Below are 20,317 nucleotides of genomic sequence, written 5' to 3'. Positions count from 1 at the left end.
CGTGTCGGCGGCCCCCCGACGAACACATGCTGGTCTTAATGCAGGATAAGTTACCAGGTCATTTCGTGAAGATGGTAAATTTAACGCGGGCCTCGTGGGTTTTGCGCGACCCGGGAGGCCGGTGACCGCGTGAAGGATTGATCCGGGCCACCCCTAGCCGCTACGGCGGGGGCAATCCCGCAAACCGGTCCGGCTCGCCCTCTTCGGGGCGGACCATGCGGCCGACGGAGTGAAGTGTGAGCAACGAACTCGAAAATATGCGCGAGCATCTGCTCGTCGCGATCGCCGCCGCCCCCGCGCTCGACGCGCTGGAGGTGGTTCGCGTCGATGCGCTGGGCAAGCAGGGCCGCATCACCCAGCTGCTCAAGACGCTGGGCAAGATGAGCCCCGAGGAGCGACAGGTCGAAGGCCCCAAGATCCATTCGCTTCGCGAGGCGGTGACCGAGGCGCTGGCGACCCGCAAGGCGGCGCTGGAGCAGGCGGCGCTCGACGCGCGGCTGTCGTCCGAGCGGCTGGACATGACCTTGCCGGTCGATACCACCGGCTTCGGCACCGTCCACCCGGTCAGCCAGGTGATGGACGAACTGGCCGAGATCTTCGCCGATCTGGGCTTCGCGGTCGCGACGGGTCCGGAGGTCGAGACCGACTGGCACAATTTCACCGCGCTCAACATTCCCGAGACGCATCCGGCGCGCGCGATGCACGACACCTTCTATCTGGCGGGCGTCGAGGCGGGCGGCGACGAGCGGACGGTGCGCCGCGTGCTGCGTACCCATACCTCGCCGGTGCAGATCCGCACCATGCTGGACCAGAAGCCGCCGATCCGCATCATCGCGCCCGGCCGCACCTATCGCTCCGACTCGGATGCGACCCACACGCCGATGTTCCACCAGGTCGAGGGGCTGGTGATCGACAAGGGGATCACGCTCGGCCATTTGAAATGGACGCTGGAGACCTTCCTCAAGGCGTTCTTCGAGCGCGACGACATCGTCCTGCGCCTGCGCCCCAGCTATTTCCCCTTCACCGAACCCTCGGCCGAGGTCGATGTCGGCTACACGATCGAGAAGGGCAAGCGCGTCATCGGCGGGTCCGGCGGCGGCTGGATGGAAGTGCTGGGCAGCGGCATGGTCCACCCGAAGGTCATCGAGGCATGCGGGCTTGATCCGAACGAGTGGCAGGGCTTCGCCTTCGGCTGCGGCATCGACCGTCTCGCCATGCTGAAATACGGGATGGACGATCTGCGCGCCTTTTTCGACGGCGATATTCGCTGGTTGAAGCATTACGGGTTCGCGAGCCTCGACGTACCCACGCTGTCGAGAGGAGTCGGCGCATGAAATTCACCCTGGGCTGGCTGAAGAGCCATCTGGACACCGACGCCTCGCTCGACGCCATTGTCGAGGGGCTGACCCGTATCGGCCTGGAGGTCGAGGGCGTGCACAATCCGGGCGAGGCGCTGGCCTCGTTCCGCGTCGCGCGCATCCTGTCGGCCGAGCGGCATCCGCAGGCGGACAAGCTGCAAGTGCTGTCGGTCGATGCGGGCGACGGCCCGATGCAGGTCGTGTGCGGCGCGCCCAATGCGCGCGCGGGCCTCGTCGGGGTCTTCGGTGCGCCGGGAGCCTATGTTCCCGGTCTTGACGTGACCCTCAAGGTCGCGGCGATCCGCGGCGTCGAGTCGAACGGCATGATGTGCTCGGCGCGCGAGTTGCAGATCGGCGAGGGCCATGACGGCATCATCGAACTGCCCGAGGATGCGGCCATCGGCACATCCTTTCCCGATTATGCCGGGCTCAACGATCCGGTCATCGACGTGTCGATCACGCCCAACCGGCAGGACTGTATGGGCGTCCACGGCATCGCGCGCGACCTGGCCGCCGCCGGGCTCGGCACGCTGATCGCGCCGACCGTTCCGGAGGTGAAGGGCGAAGGCCCCGGTCCCGACGTGCGGATCGAGGATGCCGAGGGCTGCCCGGCTTTCTATGCGCAAGAGGTGTCGGGCCTGACCAATGGCGAGGCCCCCGAATGGATGCGCCAGCGGCTGACCGCGATCGGGCAGAAGCCGATCTCTGCCTTGGTCGACATCACCAATTATATGACGGTCGATCTCGGCCGCCCGCTGCACGTATACGACAAGGCCAAGCTGTCGGGCGGTCTGGTCGCGCGCAAGGCCCGTGAGGGCGAGACGGTCGAGGCGCTGAACGGCAAGACCTATACGCTGTCGGAAGGCATGACCGTCATCGCCGACGACGCGGGTGTCCACGACATCGGCGGCATCATGGGCGGCGCGCATTCGGGCGTGTCGGATACGACCACCGATGTCATCATCGAATGCGCGTACTTCACCCCCGAGGCAATTGCCCGCACCGGCCAGAAGCTCGGCCTGACCTCCGACGCGCGGACGCGGTTCGAGCGGGGCGTGGACCCCGCCTTCCTGGACGACGGCCTCGCCATCGCGACCTTCCTCGTCCAGCATATCTGCGGCGGCAAGGCGAGCAACGTCACGCGGGCCGGTGAGCCGCCGGTCGTGGCGAAGACCATCGCCTACGACCCCAATCTCGCTGAGACTCTGGGCGGCCTCGCCATCGCGCCCGACCGGCAGAGGGCGATCCTCGAATCACTCGGCTTCACCGTCACCGACGACTGGCAGGTGACGGCACCGAGCTGGCGTCGCGACGTGGACGGCCCCGCCGATCTGGTCGAGGAGGTGATCCGCATCGAGGGGATCGACCATGTTCCCCCCGTCGCGCTCCCCCGCACCCCCGGCGTCGCGTGTCCCACCGCCACGCCGCAGCAGAAGCTGGAGCGCCGCGCCCGCCGCGCCGCCGCCGCGCGTGGGCTCGATGAAGCGGTGACGTGGAGCTTCATCAGCGAGGCGCAGGCCGCGCCCTTCGGCGGTGGCGCCTTCACGCTCGCCAACCCGATCAGCGAGGATCTGAAGGTCATGCGGCCCTCGCTCCTCCCGGGCCTGCTCGCCGCGACCGAGCGCAACATCAAGCGCGGCGCGACCAGCGTGCGGCTGTTCGAGATTGGGCGCCGCTATCTGGAAGAGGCCGAGCGGCCGACGCTCGGCGTGGTGCTGGCGGGCGACAAGGCGCCCCGCAACTGGCGCTCGGGCAAGGCGCAGGGCTTCGACGCCTATGACGCCAAGGCGGAGGCGATCGCGCTCCTCGCCCAGGCAGGGGCCCCTGTGGATAACTTGCAGGTGATGGGCGAGGCGGGCGAGGCCTGGCATCCCGGCCAGTCGGGCACGCTGCGGTTGGGGCCGAAGACGGTGCTGGCGGCGTTCGGCATGGTCCACCCCTCGGTGCTCAAGGCGTTCGACCTTGACGGCGCGGTGGCGGCGGTGGAGCTCTATCTCGATGCGATCCCGCCCAAGCGCGCGACCGGCTTCATGCGCCCGGCCTACACGCCCCCGGCGTTGCAGTCCGTGAAGCGCGACTTCGCCTTCCTGGTGCCCGACACGCTGGCCGCCGACATGCTGATCCGGGCGGTGCGGGGTGCGGACAAGGCCGCCATCACCGCCGCGCGCGTGTTCGACGTGTTCGCAGGCCAAGGCGTGCCCGAAGGCCACAAGTCGGTCGCGGTCGAGGTGCTTCTGCAACCGTCGCAGAAGAGCTTCACCGACGAGGAATTGAAGGCCATCGCCGACAAGATCGTCGCGGCGGCCGCCAAGCAGGGAGCGCAACTTCGTGGCTAATGAGGAAAACTGGGTCCGCATCGGCAACGACCATCTGTCGGCGGCGATCAATCCGTTCGGCGCGGAACTGTCGTCGTTACAGGACGCCGAAGGTCGTGAGCTGATGACCAATGCGGACCCGGCTTTCTGGACCGGCCGCGCGCCCTTGCTGTTCCCGGTGATCGGCGTGACCCGCGACGGCATCCGCCTGAACGGCCAGCACTACCCGATGGCCAAGCACGGCTTTGCCCGCCACTCCATGTTCGAACTGGTGACGCACGAGGCCACCCGCGCGGTCTTCTCGCTGGGCGATAGCGAGGAAACGCGCACCTCCTATCCCTTCGCCTTCCGGCTGGAGGCGGAGTTCCGGCTGGAGGAGGCGACGTTGGTGATGGAAATCCGCGTCCTCAACCGGGGCGAGGTGGCGATGCCCGCCAGCTTCGGCTTCCACCCCGCCTTCGCCTGGCCGCTGCCCTACGGCCGTCCACGCGCCGATCACCGCATCGTCTTCGAAAAGGACGAGCCCGCTCGCCTGCGCAAGATCGCGCCCGACGGCCTGATCGCCGAAGACCGCCGCGACAGCCCGCTCGACGGCCGCGTGCTGCATTTGGCCGACGACCTGTTCACCGACGACGCGTTGGTCTGGGACCCGGTTGAGAGCCAGTCGCTGACCTACGGCGTCGAGGGCGCGCCGCAGCTCCGCATCGCCTTCCCCGACACGCCCAAGCTAGGCATCTGGACCAAGCCGGGCGCCGCCTATGTCTGTGTCGAGCCCTGGCACGGCATTGCCGACCCGGAAGGGTATGACGGCGACTTCGCCGACAAGCCCGGCGTGTTCGTCGTGCCGGTCGGGGGCGAGAAGGTCATGCAGATGACGGTGACGTTGTCGGTTTAAGGAGGGGCGCTGGGCAGTATAGTATATTGCCCATCCTGCGGGGATTTCGAACAGCCGAGATAACTGCCCGGATAAACATATCTCTTGCTTGTCGCTGGGCACCTAAAGGCCCAAACTATAGCGGGAATTTGCCTTATTCCCTGGGTAATTACCCAAGCGGATACCAAAACCAATCCGTCTTCTACCATAACCTGATTCTTTCTGCCCAACTTTTTAATCTCAGGCGATGCAATATCTGATCGTGACAGTGCCGGCGGGCTGCGCCAGCGCATCCCCTACAAATTAAGGTAAATCCGCACGCAGATTATGCCGGCTGGAGCCGGCATGGTACGACCACCCGTGTATGCGGTATGCTGGAGGGCTAGGTCTCGTAATTTTGCTGCGACAGAACTCTGCGGAGCCGCTATGGGAATTCGCAATCCCTGTGCCGTTCGGCCGCCGGGACGGGCAACTCGCTGCCCCTGAACCTCTTTGCTATCCAGAGCCGCCCATGACTTCCCCCCGCCGTACCTTCGCGATCATCTCGCACCCTGACGCCGGTAAGACGACGCTGACCGAAAAGCTGTTGTACTTCGGCGGCGCGATCCACTTGGCGGGTGAGGTCAAGGCGCGCGGCCAGAATCGGCGCGCGCGGTCGGACTGGATGAAGATCGAGCAGCAGCGCGGCATCTCGGTCACCTCCTCGGTCATGACGTTCGAGAAGGACGGCGTGACCTTCAACCTGCTCGACACGCCGGGCCACGAGGATTTCTCGGAGGATACCTATCGCACGCTGACCGCGGTCGACTCGGCCGTGATGGTCATCGACGCCGCGCGCGGTATCGAGGCGCAGACGCGCAAATTGTTCGAGGTGTGCCGCCTGCGGTCGGTGCCGATCATCACCTTCGTTAACAAGGTCGATCGCGAGGGCCGTCCGCCCTTCGAACTGCTCGACGAGATCGCCGACATCCTGGCGCTCGACGTCGCGCCGATGAGCTGGCCGGTCGGCATGGGCGGGCTGTTCGAGGGTATCCTCGACCTGACCACCGGCCAGGTCAGCCGTCCCGAGGGCGACAGCCGCGCCTTCCTGGGCAAGGTCGACGACGCGCCAACGCTGCCCGCCGAAATTGCCGAAGAAGTTGAACTGGCCCAAGCCGGGTACGCTGCATTCGATGGCGAGGCCTATCGCAACGGCGACCTGACGCCCGTGTATTTCGGCTCCGCGCTGAAGGATTTCGGGGTCGCCGAGCTGATCGACGCGCTCAGCCGCCACGCGCCGCCGCCCCGGCCCCAGCCTGCCGAGCCCGCCCCCGTCGCGCCGGAGAATAAGGAAGTCACCGGCTTCGTCTTCAAGGTGCAGGCCAATATGGACCCGCAGCACCGCGACCGGATCGCGTTCATGCGGCTCTGCTCGGGCACCTTCAAGCGCGGCATGAAGCTGACCCCCACGGGCCATGGCAAGCCGATCGCGGTCCATTCGCCCATCCTGTTCTTCGCGCAGAATCGCGAAGTCGCGGACGAGGCGTTTCCGGGCGACATCATCGGCATCCCCAATCACGGCACGCTGCGCGTTGGGGACACGCTGTCGGAACGGGCGGATGTCCGCTTCACCGGCCTGCCCAATTTCGCGCCCGAAATCCTGCGCCGCGTGGCGCTCAAGGACCCGACCAAGACCAAGCAGCTGCGCAAGGCGCTGGACGACATGGCCGAGGAGGGGGTGACCCAGGTCTTCTACCCGGAGATCGGGTCGAACTGGATCATCGGCGTGGTCGGGCAGCTCCAACTCGACGTGCTGCTGTCGCGGCTGGATGCGGAATATAAGGTCGCGGCCGGGCTGGAGCCCGCGCCGTTCGACACCGCGCGCTGGATCACGGCGGACGACCCCGCCGACCTCAAGGCGTTCATGGACCTCAACCGTTCGGCCATGGCCAAGGATCGCGACGACAACCCCGTCTTCCTCGCCAAGAGCGCCTGGGAGGTCGGCTATGTCGCCGATCGCTATCCCAAGGTCCGTTTCCTCGCGACGCGCGAACGATAAGGGAACCGGCGGGCCGTTTCGCGGCTTCAACGGTCCATGCACGAACAGGGACCCATCATGGACCGTACCGCGATCGAAGCGACCTTCGAGGCCAATGAGAAGCTGATCCGCCGCCGCGCGTTGAAGGCGGGGGCCAAGGCGCTGACCATCGGCACCGAAAGCCTGGCGGAGATGATCGACCAGATCGGCGATGCCTATGGCCTGACCGGCGCGCAACGGCGACAGCTGGAACCCGGCATGGCGATCGAGGCGCAGGAAATCGCGGCCAAGCTCAAGGGTTTTGTCGGCCCGGCCGCGATCCTCGGCGACCTGCGTGGCGGATCGGGCCTGTTGTCGCAGGCGCGGGCGGCGGGAAAGCTCGCCAAGACTGCGCGGCGGATCGGGAAGGGCGGGCTGGCCGCTGGTCGGATCGCCGCGCGTGGCGGACGGGCGGCGCGGGCTGTTCCGTGGGCGGCGCTCGGCGTGGCGGCTTGGGGCGTGGGCAATGGCGGCTGGTTCTGGTGGCGTGCCCATGCCTATAACCGGGCGTGCCGGGATTTGCTGCTGGGCGGGCAGGGCGGCGTGATCGAGCCGCCTAGATAGGGCGAGCGGGTTTCGACGTCGTTCGGCCTGAGCCAAGTCGAAGCCCACGCCTCCAAATCCTATTTTTCCGCCCGGTCATCCCATGCCAGCGCTTCGGCCAGCAAATCGCGGATATGGCGTAGCGTCGTCGCCGGGTCGTCCTTGACGCGGGTTTCGCTCTCGAACAGTTGCTGCACCCCGCGCACGGTATAACCCTGCTGGTTGAGCAACCGGGCGATCCGGCGGATCAATGTCAGGTCGGCGGCACGATAATAGCGCCGGTTGCCCGCCCGCTGAACCGGTTTGAGTTGCGGAAAGCGGCTTTCCCAATAGCGCAGAACATGTTGCGCTACGCCGGTCTCGCGCGAAACCTCGCCGATGGTGCGCAGCGCACCATCGGTCTTGCCGCCGTCCGAGGGGCGTTCGGGTCTATCCAGCCGCGACAATACGATCGCGGATCATCTGGCTCGCGCGGAAGGTCAGGACGCGGCGGGGTGCGATCGGCACCTCGATCCCCGTCTTGGGATTGCGGCCGATCCGCTCCCCCTTGTCGCGCAGCACGAAGGTTCCAAAGCCCGAAATCTTGACATTCTCTCCCCGCGACAGCGCATCGCACATCTCGACGAGGATCTGCTCGACGATATCCGCCGAATCGGCGCGGGAAAGCCCCACTTCCTGATGCAGCGATTCAGCGAGATCGGCGCGGGTCAAAGTTCCGGCTTTGGTCATTTTCCATCCCCCAATGGTGTAATCGATCGCCTAACACATCGACTAATGGGACCGAAAGGGATTTATCTTGGTTAATGTCAATCGATTGTTTAAAAACGAATGACCGCCGCCCCCCATGTAAACCCGCCGCCCATCGCCTCCAGAACGATCAGATCATTCTGCCGGATACGTCCGTCGCGAACGGCCGTATCCAATGCCAGAGGAACCGACGCCGCCGAGGTATTGGCGTGTCGGTCGACCGTGACGATGACTTTCTCCGCAGGCAGGTTCAACTTGCGCGCAGTGGCGTCGAGGATGCGGGCATTGGCCTGATGCGGCACGATCCAGTCGACATCCTGGGAAGACAGGCCGGCAAGGCCCAGCGCTTCTTCCATCACCTGCGCCAGATTGACGACGGCGTGGCGGAAGACCTCGCGGCCCTTCATCCGAAGCTTGCCGACCGTGCCGGTGGTGGAGGGGCCGCCATCGACATAGAGCAGGCCGTTGTGGCGGCCATCGGCGTGGAGCTTGGTCGCCAGGATGCCGCGACCGCCCTTTTCGTCGCTCTCGCGCACTTCCAGGACCATCGCGCCGGCACCGTCGCCGAACAGGACGCAGGTGGTGCGGTCTTCCCAGTCGACGATGCGGCTGAAGGTTTCGGCACCGATCACCAGGGCGCGACGCTGCACGCCGCTGCGCAGCATCGCATCGGCGACCTGCACGGCATAGAGGAAGCCCGAGCAGACCGCCGCCACGTCGAACGCGACGCAGTCGTCGATACCCAGCATCGTCTGGACCTTGGTGGCGGTGGCGGGGAAGGTCTGGTCCGGCGTGGCGGTCGCCAGCACGATCAGATCGATATCCTGCGCCGACAGGCCCGCCGCCGCGATCGCGGCCTTGGCGGCGTCGGCGGCCAGCGTGGCGGTCGTTTCCTCCGGCCCCGCAATATGGCGGAAACGGATGCCGGTACGCTCGACGATCCACTCGTCGGACGTGTCCACCTGCTGCGCCAGTTCCTCGTTCGATACCCGCCGGGTTGGAAGCGCCGAACCCGTACCCGTGATGATCGAACGAATCATGCGGCATCCTCGAAATTCAGGAGATCCTCGGCGATACGCCGGGTCAGGTCGGCGCGCACCATCTTGGCCGCGTTGCCGATCGCGGTGGCGACGCCCAGTTCGGTCGCGCCGCCATGGCTTTTCACCACCACGCCGTTCAGGCCCAGAAAGACCGCGCCATTATGATTGTTGGGGTCGAGGTGATCGCGCAGCAATTCGGTGGCGGGGCGCGAGATCAGGAAGCCGATCTTCGACCGGGTGGAGGAGCGGAAGGCACGCTTCAGCAGATCGCCGACGAAACGCGCGGTTCCCTCTGCGGTCTTGAGCGCGATGTTTCCGGCAAATCCGTCGCACACGATGACGTCGACCTCACCGCGGGCGAGCTGGTTGCCCTCGATGAAGCCGGTGAAGTTCAGGGGCAGATGGCTCTGTCCGCGCAGCACGGCGGCCGCGTCGCGAATCTCGTCGGTGCCCTTCTGATCCTCGGACCCGATATTGAGCAAGGCGACGCGCGGATTGTCGAGTTCGAGCAAGATGCGGGCATAGGCCGCGCCCATCACCGCGAACTGGACGAGGTTGCGTGCATCGCATTCGGTATTCGCGCCGAGGTCGAGCATGACGACGTCATTGTCGCCCAGCGTAGGCAGTGGCGCGGCAAGCGCGGGCCGGTCGATGCCGGGCAGGGTGCGCAGGGACAGCTTGGCCATCGCCATCAACGCGCCGGTATTGCCCGACGACACGGCGGCGGCGGCGCGGCCACGCTTCACCAAATCGATGGCGATACCCATCGATGTCGTGCGCGCACGCCGAATCGCCTGGCTCGGCTTCTCGCTGGAGCCGACCACTTCGGGCGCGTGCACGATTTCGGACGCGGCAGACAGATTGGGATGGGTCTTCAACCCCTCCGCAATCTGCGCCTCGTCCCCGACCAGCAGGAAGCGCATGCCCTCGAAACGGCGTCGCGCTCTGGCGACACCGGCGAGCATCACCGCCAGCCCGTCGTCGCCGCCCATCGCATCGACGGCGATCCAGGCGTTATCGGCCATGCGTTCCTCTAACGGTCGTTCAGTTCAAAGGTAGAGGGATCAGCCCTCGACCGACACGACCTCACGGCCGTTATAGTGGCCGCAAGCGGTGCACAGATTGTGCGGACGCTTCAGCTCGCCGCAGTTCGGGCATTCCTGGAACGCGGCGATCGACAGCGAGTCGTGGCCACGGCGCATGCCGCGCTTGGAGGGCGAAGTCTTTCTCTTGGGGACGGCCATTGCGGCACCTTATCAATTCGAACAATGGGTGGAATACGCCACGGTCAGCACCCATTGCGCGCCCGGATCGAAGACCCGGCCGCGTGAGCACCCAGCCGGACGCATCGCGAAGCCCCGCGCCTATAGCGAGTTTTGCCGATGTTGCAAGCTTTGCCACGGAATGGCAGGCGGTGTTCGGGTTCAATATACGGAGAATGCGGCGCTTATGGTCTTGCCCGTCACGCTCAGCATCGCGGCGGCGGCCGCATTGGTCAATTTATGGCTCGCGCTGCGAATCGCCGTCGGGCGGGTAAGGGGCAAGGTTCTGCTTGGCGATGGCGGCGATTCGCGACTCGCCAGCGGCATGCGGGCACAGTCGAATTTCGTCGAATACGCTCCTTTCGTCCTGATCCTGATGGGGTTGGTCGAGCTGGCGGGTGGGTCGCCCTTCGGGCTGTGGATATTGGGCGGCGCGTTCATTCTGGCGCGCATCGGCCATGGCTGTGGCATGATGCGGCCCGCGCCCAATGTGGGGCGCGCGGGCGGCGCGATCGGAACCTGGGCGATACTGGCGCTGTTGGCGGGCTGGGCGATCGGAATCGTCTATACCGCCCAGAGCGCGCCCGCGCCGACCACCACCATTGTAAGGATCGACCGCTGATGATTCGCTTCCCCCTCATCGGTCTGGCCGCCGTCGCGCTGACTGCCGCCGCACCCGACCCCATCTCGCCGTCGCGCCTGTCGGCGGATGTGAAGGTGCTCGCCTCCGACGGGTTTGAGGGGCGCGCGCCCGGCACCCCCGGCGAAGCGAAGACCGTCGACTGGCTGGTCGCGCAGTTCAAGGCGATGGGCCTCCAGCCCGGCGGCCCGGATGGACAGTGGACGCAGGCCGTGCCGCTGATTCGCACCCAGATCGGTCAGGGCGGGATGCGTGCGGGGTCGATGCCGCTGGTGCAGGGGCAGGGCGTCTATGTCTCGACCGTCCGTCCGGTCGACCGGGTCGCCATCGCCGATGCGCCGATGGTCTTCGTCGGCTATGGCGTCCATGCGCCGGAGCGCGGCTGGGACGATTTCAAGGGCGTCGACCTGAAGGGCAAGATCGCCGTCTTCCTGGTCAACGACCCCGATTTCGAGGCGGTCGATGGCGACGATGCCAAGGGCAAGTTCGGCGACCGGCGGATGACCTATTACGGCCGCTGGACCTATAAGTTCGAAGAAGCGGCGCGGCAGGGCGCGGTGGGTGCGCTGATCGTCCATGACACGCCGGGCGCGGGCTATGGCTGGGCGACCGTCACTGCCCCGGCCGGCGAGAATTACGACATCGTCCGCTCCGATCCGACTTCGCGCGTGCTGCTGCAAGGCTGGCTGTCGGGGGAGTCTGCAACGAAGCTGTTCGCCGCCGCCGGGCTGGACCTGGCGCAGCAGCGCAAGGCTGCGCGACGGGCCGATTTTCGCCCCGTCGAGTTGAACGGCCAGCGATTCTCCGCCGATCTGCCGGTCACGACGGTGCGGGCGGAGAGCCGCAACGTTCTGGCCCGGCTGCCCGGCAAGACCCGTCCGGACGAGGTCGTCATGTTCGGCGCGCACTGGGACGCCTATGGCAAGGGCGCGGCGGATGCGGACGGACGGGTGATCCGCCCCGGCGCCAATGACGATGCGCTGGGCGTTGCGGGGGTTCTGGAACTGGCTCGCGCATTCAAGGCCGCGCCGCAGACCGACCGCAGTCTGGTCTTCGCGCTGTGGACGGGCGAGGAGCGCGGGCTGCTGGGGTCGGAAACCTATGCGGTGAAGCCGGTCTATCCGCTTTCCAAGACGGTCGCGAACCTGACGCTCGACATCCTCCAGACGGCGGGGCCTGCCAAGGACGTGATGCTGGTCGGTGACGGGCAGAATGATCTGGAAGACCGGCTGAAGAGCGCGGCCGCCGCACAGGGGCGCAGCGTGACGCCCGAGGCGCTGCCCGAACGCGGATTATTCTACCGCGCGGATCATTTCTCGGTCGCGCGGCGGGGCGTGCCGACGCTGCTGCTGATGGCGATCAGCGGGGCCCCCGATCTGGTCGAGGGTGGGCGTCCGGCGGGGCAGAAGTGGCTCGACGATTATATGCGCTGCTATCACCAGACCTGTGACGCCTGGGACGCCAACTGGGATTTGCGCGGGGCGGCGGCGGATGTCGGGCTGTTCTATCGGATCGGGCAGGGCCTGGCGGATAGCCGGGACTGGCCGGAATGGCGTGCGGGTTCGGAGTTCAAGGCGATTCGGGCGGAGAGTGCTGCGGAAAGGAAGTGATTCCCTTGGCCTTCGACTTCGCACAGGCTGAACGGGGTTGGGGAAGCGATCCTACCCTCCTTTCAGGCTGAGCGAAGTCGGAGCCCAGGCGAACCGCTTACCCCAGACCCAATACCCGGTCCGCCACGAATGCATTGCTCTGCCGCTCATGCCCGAAGGTGCTGGGCTGGCCGTGCCCCGGAATGAACGCCGTCTGATTCCCCAGCGGCCAGAGCTTCTCCACGATCGAGCGGATCAGCGTATCGTGGTCGCCGCCGGGCAGGTCCGAACGCCCGACCGAACCCTGGAACAGCACGTCGCCGACCAGCGCGAAATGCGAGGGGGCATGGTGGAAGATCACATGCCCGCGCGTATGCCCCGGCGTCTCGTACACATCGAGCGTCAGGTCGCCGATCGTGACCGTATCGCCCTCCGACAGCCAGCGCGTCGGCTCCAGCACCTGCGCCGGGATGCCATAGGCCTGCCCGTCCTCGTCCAGCCGGGCGAGCCAGAAGCGATCCTCTTCCTGCGGTCCCTCGACCGGTACGCCCAGCGCATCGGACAGCGCCTTGGCACCGCCCGCATGATCGATATGGCCATGGGTCAGCAGGATCTTCTCCACCGTCACGCCGGTCTTGGCGATGGCGTCGTGGATGCGGGGCAGGTCGCCGCCGGGATCGACCACCGCCGCCTTCATCGTCGCGGTGCACCAGACGATCGAGCAATTCTGCTGAAGCGGGGTCACGGGGACGATCGCGGCGCGCAGCGGCGGGTTCTGGGGGGCATTAGTCATGCAACCTGGGATAGAGACTGGGACAGTCGCGGCCAATCGATACTTGCATGCGCGGGGGAGGGCCGTGCATGGATCGTCCCCCATGCTGCGCCTCGATGCCCCTTTCGTGCTGCTCGACGACGCCCGTGACGGAGGAGCGGCGGCGCGGCTCTATACCGCACCGGTCGACATCGTGGTCGCGCATCTGCCGCACGAGGTCGCGCCCGCGCTGGAAAAGCTGCGGCAGGCGCGGTCGCGCGGGCTGCACGCCGCCGGGATGATCGCCTATGAGGCGGGAGCGGCGCTGGAGCCCGGCGTGCCAGCCCCGAAGGCGGGGGACGGGCCGCTTTTGTGGTTCGGGCTGTTCGAGGATTATCGAAACCTGTCGGTCGAAGGCGCGCTGCCCGATCCGGCGGGGGCGTGGATCGGCGCCTTGCGGCCCGAATGCGACGAGGAGCGTCACGCCGAGCAGTTCGCCGAGGTGCAGCGGCTGATCACGGCGGGGGACCTTTATCAGGTCAATCTGTCCTTCCGCGCGACCGCGCCGGTGCTAGGCGATCCGCTGGCCCTCTATGCCGCCTTGCGCGCCCGGTCGCGGGCGGGATGGGGTGCGGTGGTCGCCACCGGGGAGGCGACGATCCTGTCGCTGTCGCCCGAAATGTTCTTCGCGCTGAAGGGCGGTCGCCTGACCGCGCGGCCGATGAAGGGCACGGCGCGGCGCGAGGAGGACCCCGGTGCCGATGCGCGCGCCGCCCGGACGCTTCACGACGATCCCAAGCAGCGCGCCGAAAATCTGATGATCGTCGACCTGATGCGCAACGACCTGTCGCGGGTCGCGCGGGCGGGCAGCGTCGCGGTGCCCGAACTGTTCGCGGTCGAACCCTATCCGACCGTGCACCAGATGGTATCGACCGTCACTGCCGATCTGGCCGAGGGGCGCGACGCGGTGGACGTACTGGCCGCGCTCTTTCCGTGCGGCTCGATCACCGGCGCACCCAAGATACGCGCGATGCAGGCGATCGCCGCGATCGAGGATTCCCCGCGCGGACTTTATACCGGTTCGATCGGGCGGCTGGACGCGGATGGCGACGCGATGTTTAACGTCGCGATACGCACGCTGACCTGGCCCAATGGCGCGACGGACGTGACGCTGGGGATCGGATCGGGCGTCGTCGCCGACTCGGTGGCGGGGGCCGAATGGGACGAATGCCTCGCCAAGGCGGCCTTCCTGTCCGGGGGGCAGCCCGATTTCGACCTGATCGAAACCATGGCCTTCGATCCGATCGAGGGCATCCAGCATCTGGAGGCGCATCTCGCCCGGATGAAGGCGAGCGCGGCGGCACTGGGCTTTGCCTTCAACCGGCATGATGCGCGCAACGAGTTGCAGGCGGCGACCTTCCGCCTGCGCGATGCGCGGCGGATCCGCCTGCTACTCGCGCCCGGCGGCGCGCTGGTGGTCGAGGTGGCGCCGCCTCCCGCCCCCTTTGACGGGGTGGTGCCGGTGCGTATCGTGCCGCTCCCGGTCTCCCCGGAGGATCTGCGGTTGCGGCACAAGACCAGCGCACGGGGTTTCTACGATGCCGCGCGGGCCCGAGCGGGGACGGCGGAAGTCGTGTTCGAGGCCCCCGATGGCAGCCTGACCGAGGGCAGCTATACCTCACTGTTCGTGCCGCATGGCGACCGGCTGGCGACGCCGCCACTGGCCCATGGATTGCTGCCCGGTGTGCTGCGCGGCCATTTGATCGAGTCGGGGCAGGCGGTCGAGGAGCGGTTGACCCGCACCGACCTTCGGGATGGATTCTTGCTTGGCAATGCGCTTCGTGGATTGTTTCGTGCGGAGGTGGTTGCGGATTGACGCGACGGCGGGCTAAAGCGCGCCCGCACTCTCCTGTCGCAAAGGTTCCGTTCCATGCAGCCCTCCGCCGCGCTCGGCCGTATCAGCCCGTCCCCCACGCTCGCCATCACCAGCCGCGTGATGGAGCTGAAGCGCGCCGGCGTCGACGTGATCGGGCTGGGCGCGGGTGAGCCCGATTTCGACACGCCCGACTTCGTGAAAGAGGCCGCGATCCAGGCGATCCGCGACGGCAAGACCAAATACACGAACGTCGACGGCACGCCCGAGCTGAAGGCCGCGATCGCGGCAAAGTTCGCGCGCGACAACGGCCTGACCTACAAAGCCGACCAGATCAGCGTGAATGTCGGCGGCAAGCACACTCTGTTCAATGCGATGGTCGCGACGATCGACGCAGGAGACGAGGTGGTGATCCCCGCGCCTTACTGGGTCAGCTATCCCGACGTGGTGCAGTTCGCGGGCGGCGTGCCGGTGATCGTGAAGGCGGGGCCGGAACAGGGTTACAAGCTGACCCCCGAGGCGCTCGACGCCGCGATCACGCCGAAGACCAAGTGGGTCATCCTGAACTCGCCGTCCAATCCGACGGGTGCGGGCTATACCGCCGACGAGCTGAAGGCGCTGGGCGAGGTCATCCTTCGCCACCCGCATGTCTGGGTCTTCGCCGACGATATGTACGAGCATATCGTCTATGACGGCTTCCGCTTCGCCACCATCGCGCAGGTCTGCCCCGAACTCTACGAGCGCACCCTGACCGTCAACGGCTGTTCCAAGGCCTATGCCATGACCGGCTGGCGCATCGGCTATGCGGGCGGCGCGCCCTGGCTGATCAAGGCGATCGCCAAGCTGCAGTCGCAGTCGACCTCCAACCCCTGCTCGATCGCGCAGGCGGCAGCGACCGCGGCGCTGACCGGCGACCAGAGCTTCCTCGCCGAGCGCAACCAGGCGTTCCAGGCGCGGCGCGACATGGTCGTGTCGATGCTCAATGCAATCGACGGCATGACCTGCCCGACGCCCGAAGGCGCCTTCTACGTCTATCCGTCCTTCGCCCCGCTGATCGGCAAGACGACGCCCTCGGGCCGGTTGATCGACAGCGACGAGGCGTTCGTCGGCTATCTGCTCGACGATGCGAAGGTCGCGGCGGTGCAGGGCGCGGCCTTCGGCCTCTCGCCCGCGATGCGGATCAGCTATGCGACCTCGGACGCGCTGCTGCGCGAGGCGTGCACCCGCATCCAGACGGCCTGCGCCGCGCTAAAATAATTTTTCGCTTTTGCGATGCGAAAGCCAGTCGATCGGGCCAAGTGGCTCGGTCGGCTGGCTTTTTCATTGGCGACCATGCGCCGCAGCAATATGGCTTAACTGTGGCATGAACGACACGTCCACGTGCCGTTAATGCTGTGTTTCTATAAACGCCATTGTCGGAACGGCGCCGATCGACCAGATGGCGCCCGGAAGATCGCCGCCCATTCGGGGGCGACCCGTTTTAGACAGGTGAAGACGAATGCGTGCCCTCCTCAAGTCCAGCTTCGTGTGGCAGTTCGCCGGCGGATTTGCGCTTGGCGCCCTGGGTCTCGTGGTGCTTCATCCGGGCGAGGCGCCCAGCCGTTATGCTTCGGCCCCGGTTGAGGCGGTTCGCTAAGACGGATTGCTGGCGAGGTGATTCCCATGGCCTTCTAGTCCGCTTGGGGGCACGGGGGGGGGGCAAATTGACCGCCCCCAAAACCTCCGTTCAGCCTGAGCGAAGTCGAAGGCCACGCTGACACACCAGCCCCTGGCCGAACCCCAAAAACACCCCATATTCCGGTGATGCGCAATAGACTCTGCATCGCCCTGGCCGCGACCGCATTCGGAGCGGTCGCCTTGTCCTCGCTTCCCGCACGCGCCGAACGCGCCGTGCCGCTGCCCAAGGCGACGATCGACCTGCCTGCCATGGGTCGGTCGCAGACGGCGGTGCTGGCGGGCGGGTGCTTCTGGGGCATGGAGGCGGTGTTCGAACGGGTGAAGGGTGTGCGCGGCGTCACCGCCGGCTATGCCGGGGGCGGGGCGGCCGATGCCAATTACGCCGCCGTCTCGACCGAGCGGACTCGCCATGCCGAGGCAATTCGAATCACCTACGACCCCGCTCAGGTCTCCTACGCCACCCTGCTTCGCGTCTATTTCTCGATCGCGCATGATCCGACCCAGGTCGGCGGTCAGGGCCCGGACCGGGGGCCCAGCTATCGCTCCGCGATCTTCGCCCAGTCGCCGCAACAGGCGCAGGTCGCGCGCGCCTATATCGCGCAACTGACCAAGGCCCATGCCTTCGCCAGACCGATCACCACCCATATCGAGCAGGGTGGTTTCTTCCCGGCCGAGGCCGAGCATCAGAATTTCTACGATCGCAATCCGATGCATCCCTATATCACGCGCTGGGACAAGCCCAAGGTCGCGGGGTTCCGCGCGGGCTTTCCCGATCTCGCGCGCGCCGGATAGGCGTCAGGCCGCGACGGGGAAGCGCAGCATCCGGTCGCGCACCGGGACCAACGCTTCCGCCGAGCGCCCCACCGCCTCGATCAGCGCGGGGTGATCCACGTCCAGCCCGCCGGTCAGCGCCCCGAAGGCGGGCAGGACGAGCTTGTTGACGGTGCCGACGAAGCAGCGGCGCGCGACCAGCTTGCCCCGCACCCGCAGGCGAAGCTTGGGATGGAAATGGCCCGACAGTTCGGGCCGCGTTTCCGCCGGATCGGCCTCGTGGCGCAGGATCAGGCCATCGACCAGCGCCTCGTCCACCACCGCGCCGCCGCATCGGTCGCGAAGCACCGGGTCATGATTTCCCGTGATCCAGGTCCAGTCAGTCGCCCCGGTCAGCGCCAGCAACATCGCCCGCGCTTCGGGAAGCAGCCGGTCGCACCCTTCCGCATCGTGAAAGCTGTCGCCCAGGCACCAGACCTCCCGCGCGCCCGTCCGCGCCACGATCGCGGTCAGCTCGCTCAACGTGGCGAGCGAGTCGTACGGGGGCAGCATCTGCCCGCCCCCCGCATACCAGCTCGCCTTCTCCAGATGCAGGTCCGCGACCAGCAGCGCGGCCCGCGCGGGCCAGAACAGCGCGCCATCGGCCAGCGCCTCAAACGCATGCCCGCCGAACGAAAAGGGAACCATTTGCCGTCCATGCGCTTGACGCTCGGCAATATCAAGCGTTTGCAAAGGGCATGGGAAAGCCCTTGCTTCCGAGACGGAGAAGCGTAAAGCGCGCCGTCCTTTTGGCTCAGGGGGTTCCGGCGGACATGACGGGGACGGCAACCGACATTACGAGCGACCAGACCGCGGCGGAAACCGCGCACCGTCACCCCGCGCTGGCCGCGCTGACCATCGGGGCGATCGGCGTGGTGTTCGGCGACATCGGCACGAGCCCGCTCTACGCCTTTCGCGAAGCCCTGTCGCAATCCGCTGGCGACGGCATCGACCCCAGCGAGATCCTTGGCGTGCTCAGCCTGGCGCTCTGGTCGCTGATCCTGGTGGTCACGATCAAATATGTCGTCTTCCTGATGCGCGCCGACAATCAGGGCGAGGGCGGCGTGCTGGCGCTGGCTGCTCTGGCTCGCCGCTCGGTGGGGATTCGGTCGAAATTGGCGCTGGTCCTGGGGGCGGCGGGCGCCTCGCTCTTTTATGGCGATGCGATCATCACGCCCGCGCTGTCGGTCCTGTCCGCGATGGAGGGGCTGCACACCATTCCCGCCGCCGCGTCGATCTTCAACGAAGACGTGATCCGGATGTGCACCATCGTCATCCTGGTCGCCTTGTTCTTCATCCAGTCGCGGGGCACCGCCTCGGTATCCAAGCTGTTCGGCCCCATCTGTATCCTGTGGTTCCTCGTCATCGGCGGGCTGGGCCTGTGGCATATAGCCGACGAACCCTCGATCGCGCGGGTGATCTGGCCGGGCTATGGCATCAGCTTCCTGGCGAGCCATGGCGTGGTCGGGCTGTTCGTGCTGGGCGCGGTGTTCCTGACCGTGACGGGGGCCGAGGCGCTGACCGCCGATATGGGGCATTTCGGGCGATTGCCGATCCGCATCGGCTGGTTCTCGCTGGTGCTGCCGGCGCTTGCGCTCAACTATCTGGGCCAGGGGGCCTTTGCCCTGTCCGCGTTGGAGCAGGCGAGCGCCAATGGCCAGCCCTTTACCAATCAGGACTGGTTCTTCCTGATGGCGCCCGAGGCGTTTCGCCCCGCGCTGATCGTGCTGGCCGGGCTGGCCACCGTGATCGCGGCACAGGCGGTGATCACCGGCGCCTTCTCGCTGACCCAGCAGGCGATCCAGCTCGGGCTGCTGCCCCGATTGCGCGTCCGTCAGACGTCGGCTGATTTCCAGGGGCAGATCTATCTGCCAGCGATCAACTGGCTGTTGCTGTTCGGGGTGCTGGTGCTGGTCATTCAGTTCAAGACCTCCTCGGCCATGGCCGCCGCCTATGGCATCGCGGTGACGGGCACGATGGTGGTGACGACCTGCCTCGCCTATCTGGTCGTGCGGCATCGCTGGGGCTGGTCGCGTCCGCTGGCACTGGCGGCGATCCTGCCCTTCCTGGCGCTCGATCTCGTCTTCTTCGGGGCCAATATCCTGCGCGTGATCGAGGGGGGCTGGGTGCCCCTGCTGGTCGGCGCGGCCGTCGGCACGATCATCCACACCTGGGTGCGGGGGCGCGGCATCGTCGCGGCCTTCGAGAAGCGGCAGGCCATCCCCCTGGCCGATCTCGCCGCCGCGCTCGCCAAGCGTCCGCCCGAGCGGGTGCCGGGGACGGCGGTGTTCCTGACCGCCAATCCTGCCTCGGCACCCGGCGCGCTCCTTCACAATCTCAAGCACAACAAGATCCTGCACGAGCAGAATCTGATCGTGACGATCCGCACCGCCGACCGCCCCGTCGTGTCGAGCGAGCGGCGGGCGCATGTCGAACGGCTGGACGACAATTTCGCCACCGTGGCGCTGACCTATGGCTTTATGGAAACGCCCGACGTGCCGCGCGATCTGCCCCGCGACCTGGGGGTGGAGATGCGTTCCTCGGGACTGGACCCGATGAAGACCAGCTACTTCATCGGCCGCAACACGCTGAAACCCGAAGCGGAAAAGGGCATGCCGCCCTGGCAGGACCGGCTGTTCATGTTCCTTCAGCGCAATGCCAGCGATCCCACCGACTTCCTGCGGATCCCGCCGGGCAAGGTGCTGGAGCTGGGCGAGCAGGTGACGGTGTAGGTAACCACCACCGGGCTCTTGTCCGATGATGCGCGGCCTTAGCCCGTCCT

At 66.7% G+C, this 20,317-nt stretch carries 18 protein-coding genes; 11 read left to right on the top strand and 7 right to left on the bottom strand.

What is annotated here, in order from left to right; translation table 11 throughout:
• The first annotated feature begins 257 nt into the window (after positions 1 to 257).
• The 5 genes from pheS to NZL82_RS03085 all read left to right on the top strand — a co-directional run bounded on the left by pheS (position 258) and on the right by NZL82_RS03085 (position 7,167).
• Positions 258 to 1,334 carry a phenylalanine--tRNA ligase subunit alpha gene (gene pheS, locus NZL82_RS03105; protein ID WP_261268645.1) on the top strand — a complete coding sequence of 359 codons (1,077 nt, stop codon included), beginning with the start codon at positions 258 to 260 and terminating at the stop codon, positions 1,332 to 1,334.
• The gene (gene pheT, locus NZL82_RS03100; protein WP_261268321.1) at positions 1,331 to 3,694 is read left to right on the top strand and encodes a phenylalanine--tRNA ligase subunit beta; all 2,364 of its coding nucleotides are present in this window, start codon (positions 1,331 to 1,333) and stop codon (positions 3,692 to 3,694) included. The genes pheS and pheT overlap by 4 nt, the downstream gene beginning before the upstream one ends.
• Positions 3,687 to 4,568: an aldose 1-epimerase family protein gene (locus NZL82_RS03095; protein WP_261268320.1), complete on the top strand. Its 882-nt coding sequence runs from the start codon at positions 3,687 to 3,689 to the stop codon at positions 4,566 to 4,568. Before pheT ends, NZL82_RS03095 begins: the two co-directional genes overlap by 8 nt.
• Positions 4,569 to 5,058: 490 nt before the next feature.
• Positions 5,059 to 6,585: a peptide chain release factor 3 gene (locus tag NZL82_RS03090; RefSeq protein WP_261268319.1), complete on the top strand. Its 1,527-nt coding sequence runs from the start codon at positions 5,059 to 5,061 to the stop codon at positions 6,583 to 6,585.
• Positions 6,586 to 6,642: 57 nt separating this feature from the next.
• A complete protein-coding gene (locus NZL82_RS03085) occupies positions 6,643 to 7,167 on the top strand; it encodes a hypothetical protein (RefSeq protein ID WP_261268318.1) in 525 nt (174 codons plus the stop codon).
• A gap of 59 nt (positions 7,168 to 7,226) precedes the next feature.
• Here the strand turns inward: NZL82_RS03085 and NZL82_RS03080 are convergent, their stop codons facing one another.
• From NZL82_RS03080 to rpmF, 5 genes are all read right to left on the bottom strand, one after another.
• Positions 7,227 to 7,592 (bottom strand): MerR family transcriptional regulator, encoded by a 366-nt coding sequence (locus NZL82_RS03080; protein ID WP_261268317.1) that lies wholly within the window; start codon positions 7,590 to 7,592, stop codon positions 7,227 to 7,229.
• Positions 7,576 to 7,875 (bottom strand): integration host factor subunit alpha, encoded by a 300-nt coding sequence (locus tag NZL82_RS03075; RefSeq protein ID WP_261268316.1) that lies wholly within the window; start codon positions 7,873 to 7,875, stop codon positions 7,576 to 7,578. The genes NZL82_RS03080 and NZL82_RS03075 overlap by 17 nt, the downstream gene beginning before the upstream one ends.
• Before the next feature lie 89 nt (positions 7,876 to 7,964).
• Entirely contained in the window at positions 7,965 to 8,933 is a 969-nt protein-coding gene (locus tag NZL82_RS03070; RefSeq protein WP_261268315.1) for a beta-ketoacyl-ACP synthase III, read from the bottom strand.
• Entirely contained in the window at positions 8,930 to 9,958 is a 1,029-nt protein-coding gene (gene plsX, locus NZL82_RS03065) for a phosphate acyltransferase PlsX (protein WP_261268314.1), read from the bottom strand. The genes NZL82_RS03070 and plsX overlap by 4 nt, the downstream gene beginning before the upstream one ends.
• Before the next feature lie 39 nt (positions 9,959 to 9,997).
• Complete coding sequence (gene rpmF / locus NZL82_RS03060; RefSeq protein WP_230482852.1) at positions 9,998 to 10,177, bottom strand: 50S ribosomal protein L32; 180 nt, start codon at positions 10,175 to 10,177, stop codon at positions 9,998 to 10,000.
• Positions 10,178 to 10,382: 205 nt separating this feature from the next.
• Here rpmF and NZL82_RS03055 point away from each other — a divergent pair, with 205 nt between their 5' ends.
• On the top strand, positions 10,383 to 10,817 hold the full coding sequence (locus tag NZL82_RS03055) for an MAPEG family protein (RefSeq protein ID WP_261268313.1): 435 nt from the start codon (positions 10,383 to 10,385) through the stop codon (positions 10,815 to 10,817).
• On the top strand, positions 10,817 to 12,445 hold the full coding sequence (locus tag NZL82_RS03050) for a M28 family metallopeptidase (RefSeq protein ID WP_261268312.1): 1,629 nt from the start codon (positions 10,817 to 10,819) through the stop codon (positions 12,443 to 12,445). The genes NZL82_RS03055 and NZL82_RS03050 overlap by 1 nt, the downstream gene beginning before the upstream one ends.
• Positions 12,446 to 12,542: 97 nt before the next feature.
• Here the strand turns inward: NZL82_RS03050 and NZL82_RS03045 are convergent, their stop codons facing one another.
• Positions 12,543 to 13,217: an MBL fold metallo-hydrolase gene (locus NZL82_RS03045; RefSeq protein WP_314732865.1), complete on the bottom strand. Its 675-nt coding sequence runs from the start codon at positions 13,215 to 13,217 to the stop codon at positions 12,543 to 12,545.
• Positions 13,218 to 13,299: 82 nt separating this feature from the next.
• Here NZL82_RS03045 and pabB point away from each other — a divergent pair, with 82 nt between their 5' ends.
• From pabB to msrA, 3 genes are all read left to right on the top strand, one after another.
• A complete protein-coding gene (pabB, locus tag NZL82_RS03040; protein ID WP_261268311.1) occupies positions 13,300 to 15,051 on the top strand; it encodes an aminodeoxychorismate synthase component I in 1,752 nt (583 codons plus the stop codon).
• A gap of 54 nt (positions 15,052 to 15,105) precedes the next feature.
• The gene (locus NZL82_RS03035; RefSeq protein ID WP_261268310.1) at positions 15,106 to 16,305 is read left to right on the top strand and encodes a pyridoxal phosphate-dependent aminotransferase; all 1,200 of its coding nucleotides are present in this window, start codon (positions 15,106 to 15,108) and stop codon (positions 16,303 to 16,305) included.
• Positions 16,306 to 16,851: 546 nt separating this feature from the next.
• Positions 16,852 to 17,517: a peptide-methionine (S)-S-oxide reductase MsrA gene (msrA, locus tag NZL82_RS03030; protein WP_261268309.1), complete on the top strand. Its 666-nt coding sequence runs from the start codon at positions 16,852 to 16,854 to the stop codon at positions 17,515 to 17,517.
• Positions 17,518 to 17,520: 3 nt separating this feature from the next.
• Here msrA and pdeM read toward each other — a convergent pair whose 3' ends face one another.
• Positions 17,521 to 18,183: a ligase-associated DNA damage response endonuclease PdeM gene (gene pdeM / locus NZL82_RS03025; protein ID WP_261268308.1), complete on the bottom strand. Its 663-nt coding sequence runs from the start codon at positions 18,181 to 18,183 to the stop codon at positions 17,521 to 17,523.
• Positions 18,184 to 18,308: 125 nt separating this feature from the next.
• Here pdeM and NZL82_RS03020 point away from each other — a divergent pair, with 125 nt between their 5' ends.
• Positions 18,309 to 20,267: a potassium transporter Kup gene (locus NZL82_RS03020; RefSeq protein WP_261268307.1), complete on the top strand. Its 1,959-nt coding sequence runs from the start codon at positions 18,309 to 18,311 to the stop codon at positions 20,265 to 20,267.
• Positions 20,268 to 20,317 lie beyond the last annotated feature (50 nt).

Origin of the sequence: Sphingomonas sp. LC-1, from assembly GCF_025371035.1 — a bacterium.
GTDB classification, from domain to species: domain Bacteria; phylum Pseudomonadota; class Alphaproteobacteria; order Sphingomonadales; family Sphingomonadaceae; genus Sphingomonas; species Sphingomonas sanguinis_E.
This window is presented reverse-complemented; position numbering and strand designations above follow the sequence as displayed.

Bases quoted from the DNA above. Each gene is read 5' to 3' on its own strand.
- NZL82_RS03020 (WP_261268307.1), top strand. From the start codon at position 18,309: ATGACGGGGACGGCAACCGACATTACGAGCGACCAGACCGCGGCGGAA.
- NZL82_RS03050 (WP_261268312.1), top strand. From the start codon at position 10,817: ATGATTCGCTTCCCCCTCATCGGTCTGGCCGCCGTCGCGCTGACTGCC.
- pheS (WP_261268645.1), top strand. From the start codon at position 258: ATGCGCGAGCATCTGCTCGTCGCGATCGCCGCCGCCCCCGCGCTCGAC.
- NZL82_RS03075 (WP_261268316.1), bottom strand. From the start codon at position 7,875: ATGACCAAAGCCGGAACTTTGACCCGCGCCGATCTCGCTGAATCGCTG.
- NZL82_RS03035 (WP_261268310.1), top strand. From the start codon at position 15,106: ATGCAGCCCTCCGCCGCGCTCGGCCGTATCAGCCCGTCCCCCACGCTC.
- NZL82_RS03055 (WP_261268313.1), top strand. From the start codon at position 10,383: ATGGTCTTGCCCGTCACGCTCAGCATCGCGGCGGCGGCCGCATTGGTC.
- pabB (WP_261268311.1), top strand. From the start codon at position 13,300: ATGCTGCGCCTCGATGCCCCTTTCGTGCTGCTCGACGACGCCCGTGAC.
- pheT (WP_261268321.1), top strand. From the start codon at position 1,331: ATGAAATTCACCCTGGGCTGGCTGAAGAGCCATCTGGACACCGACGCC.
- NZL82_RS03045 (WP_314732865.1), bottom strand. From the start codon at position 13,217: ATGACTAATGCCCCCCAGAACCCGCCGCTGCGCGCCGCGATCGTCCCC.
- NZL82_RS03085 (WP_261268318.1), top strand. From the start codon at position 6,643: ATGGACCGTACCGCGATCGAAGCGACCTTCGAGGCCAATGAGAAGCTG.
- rpmF (WP_230482852.1), bottom strand. From the start codon at position 10,177: ATGGCCGTCCCCAAGAGAAAGACTTCGCCCTCCAAGCGCGGCATGCGC.
- NZL82_RS03070 (WP_261268315.1), bottom strand. From the start codon at position 8,933: ATGATTCGTTCGATCATCACGGGTACGGGTTCGGCGCTTCCAACCCGG.
- msrA (WP_261268309.1), top strand. From the start codon at position 16,852: ATGCGCAATAGACTCTGCATCGCCCTGGCCGCGACCGCATTCGGAGCG.
- NZL82_RS03090 (WP_261268319.1), top strand. From the start codon at position 5,059: ATGACTTCCCCCCGCCGTACCTTCGCGATCATCTCGCACCCTGACGCC.
- plsX (WP_261268314.1), bottom strand. From the start codon at position 9,958: ATGGCCGATAACGCCTGGATCGCCGTCGATGCGATGGGCGGCGACGAC.
- pdeM (WP_261268308.1), bottom strand. From the start codon at position 18,183: ATGGTTCCCTTTTCGTTCGGCGGGCATGCGTTTGAGGCGCTGGCCGAT.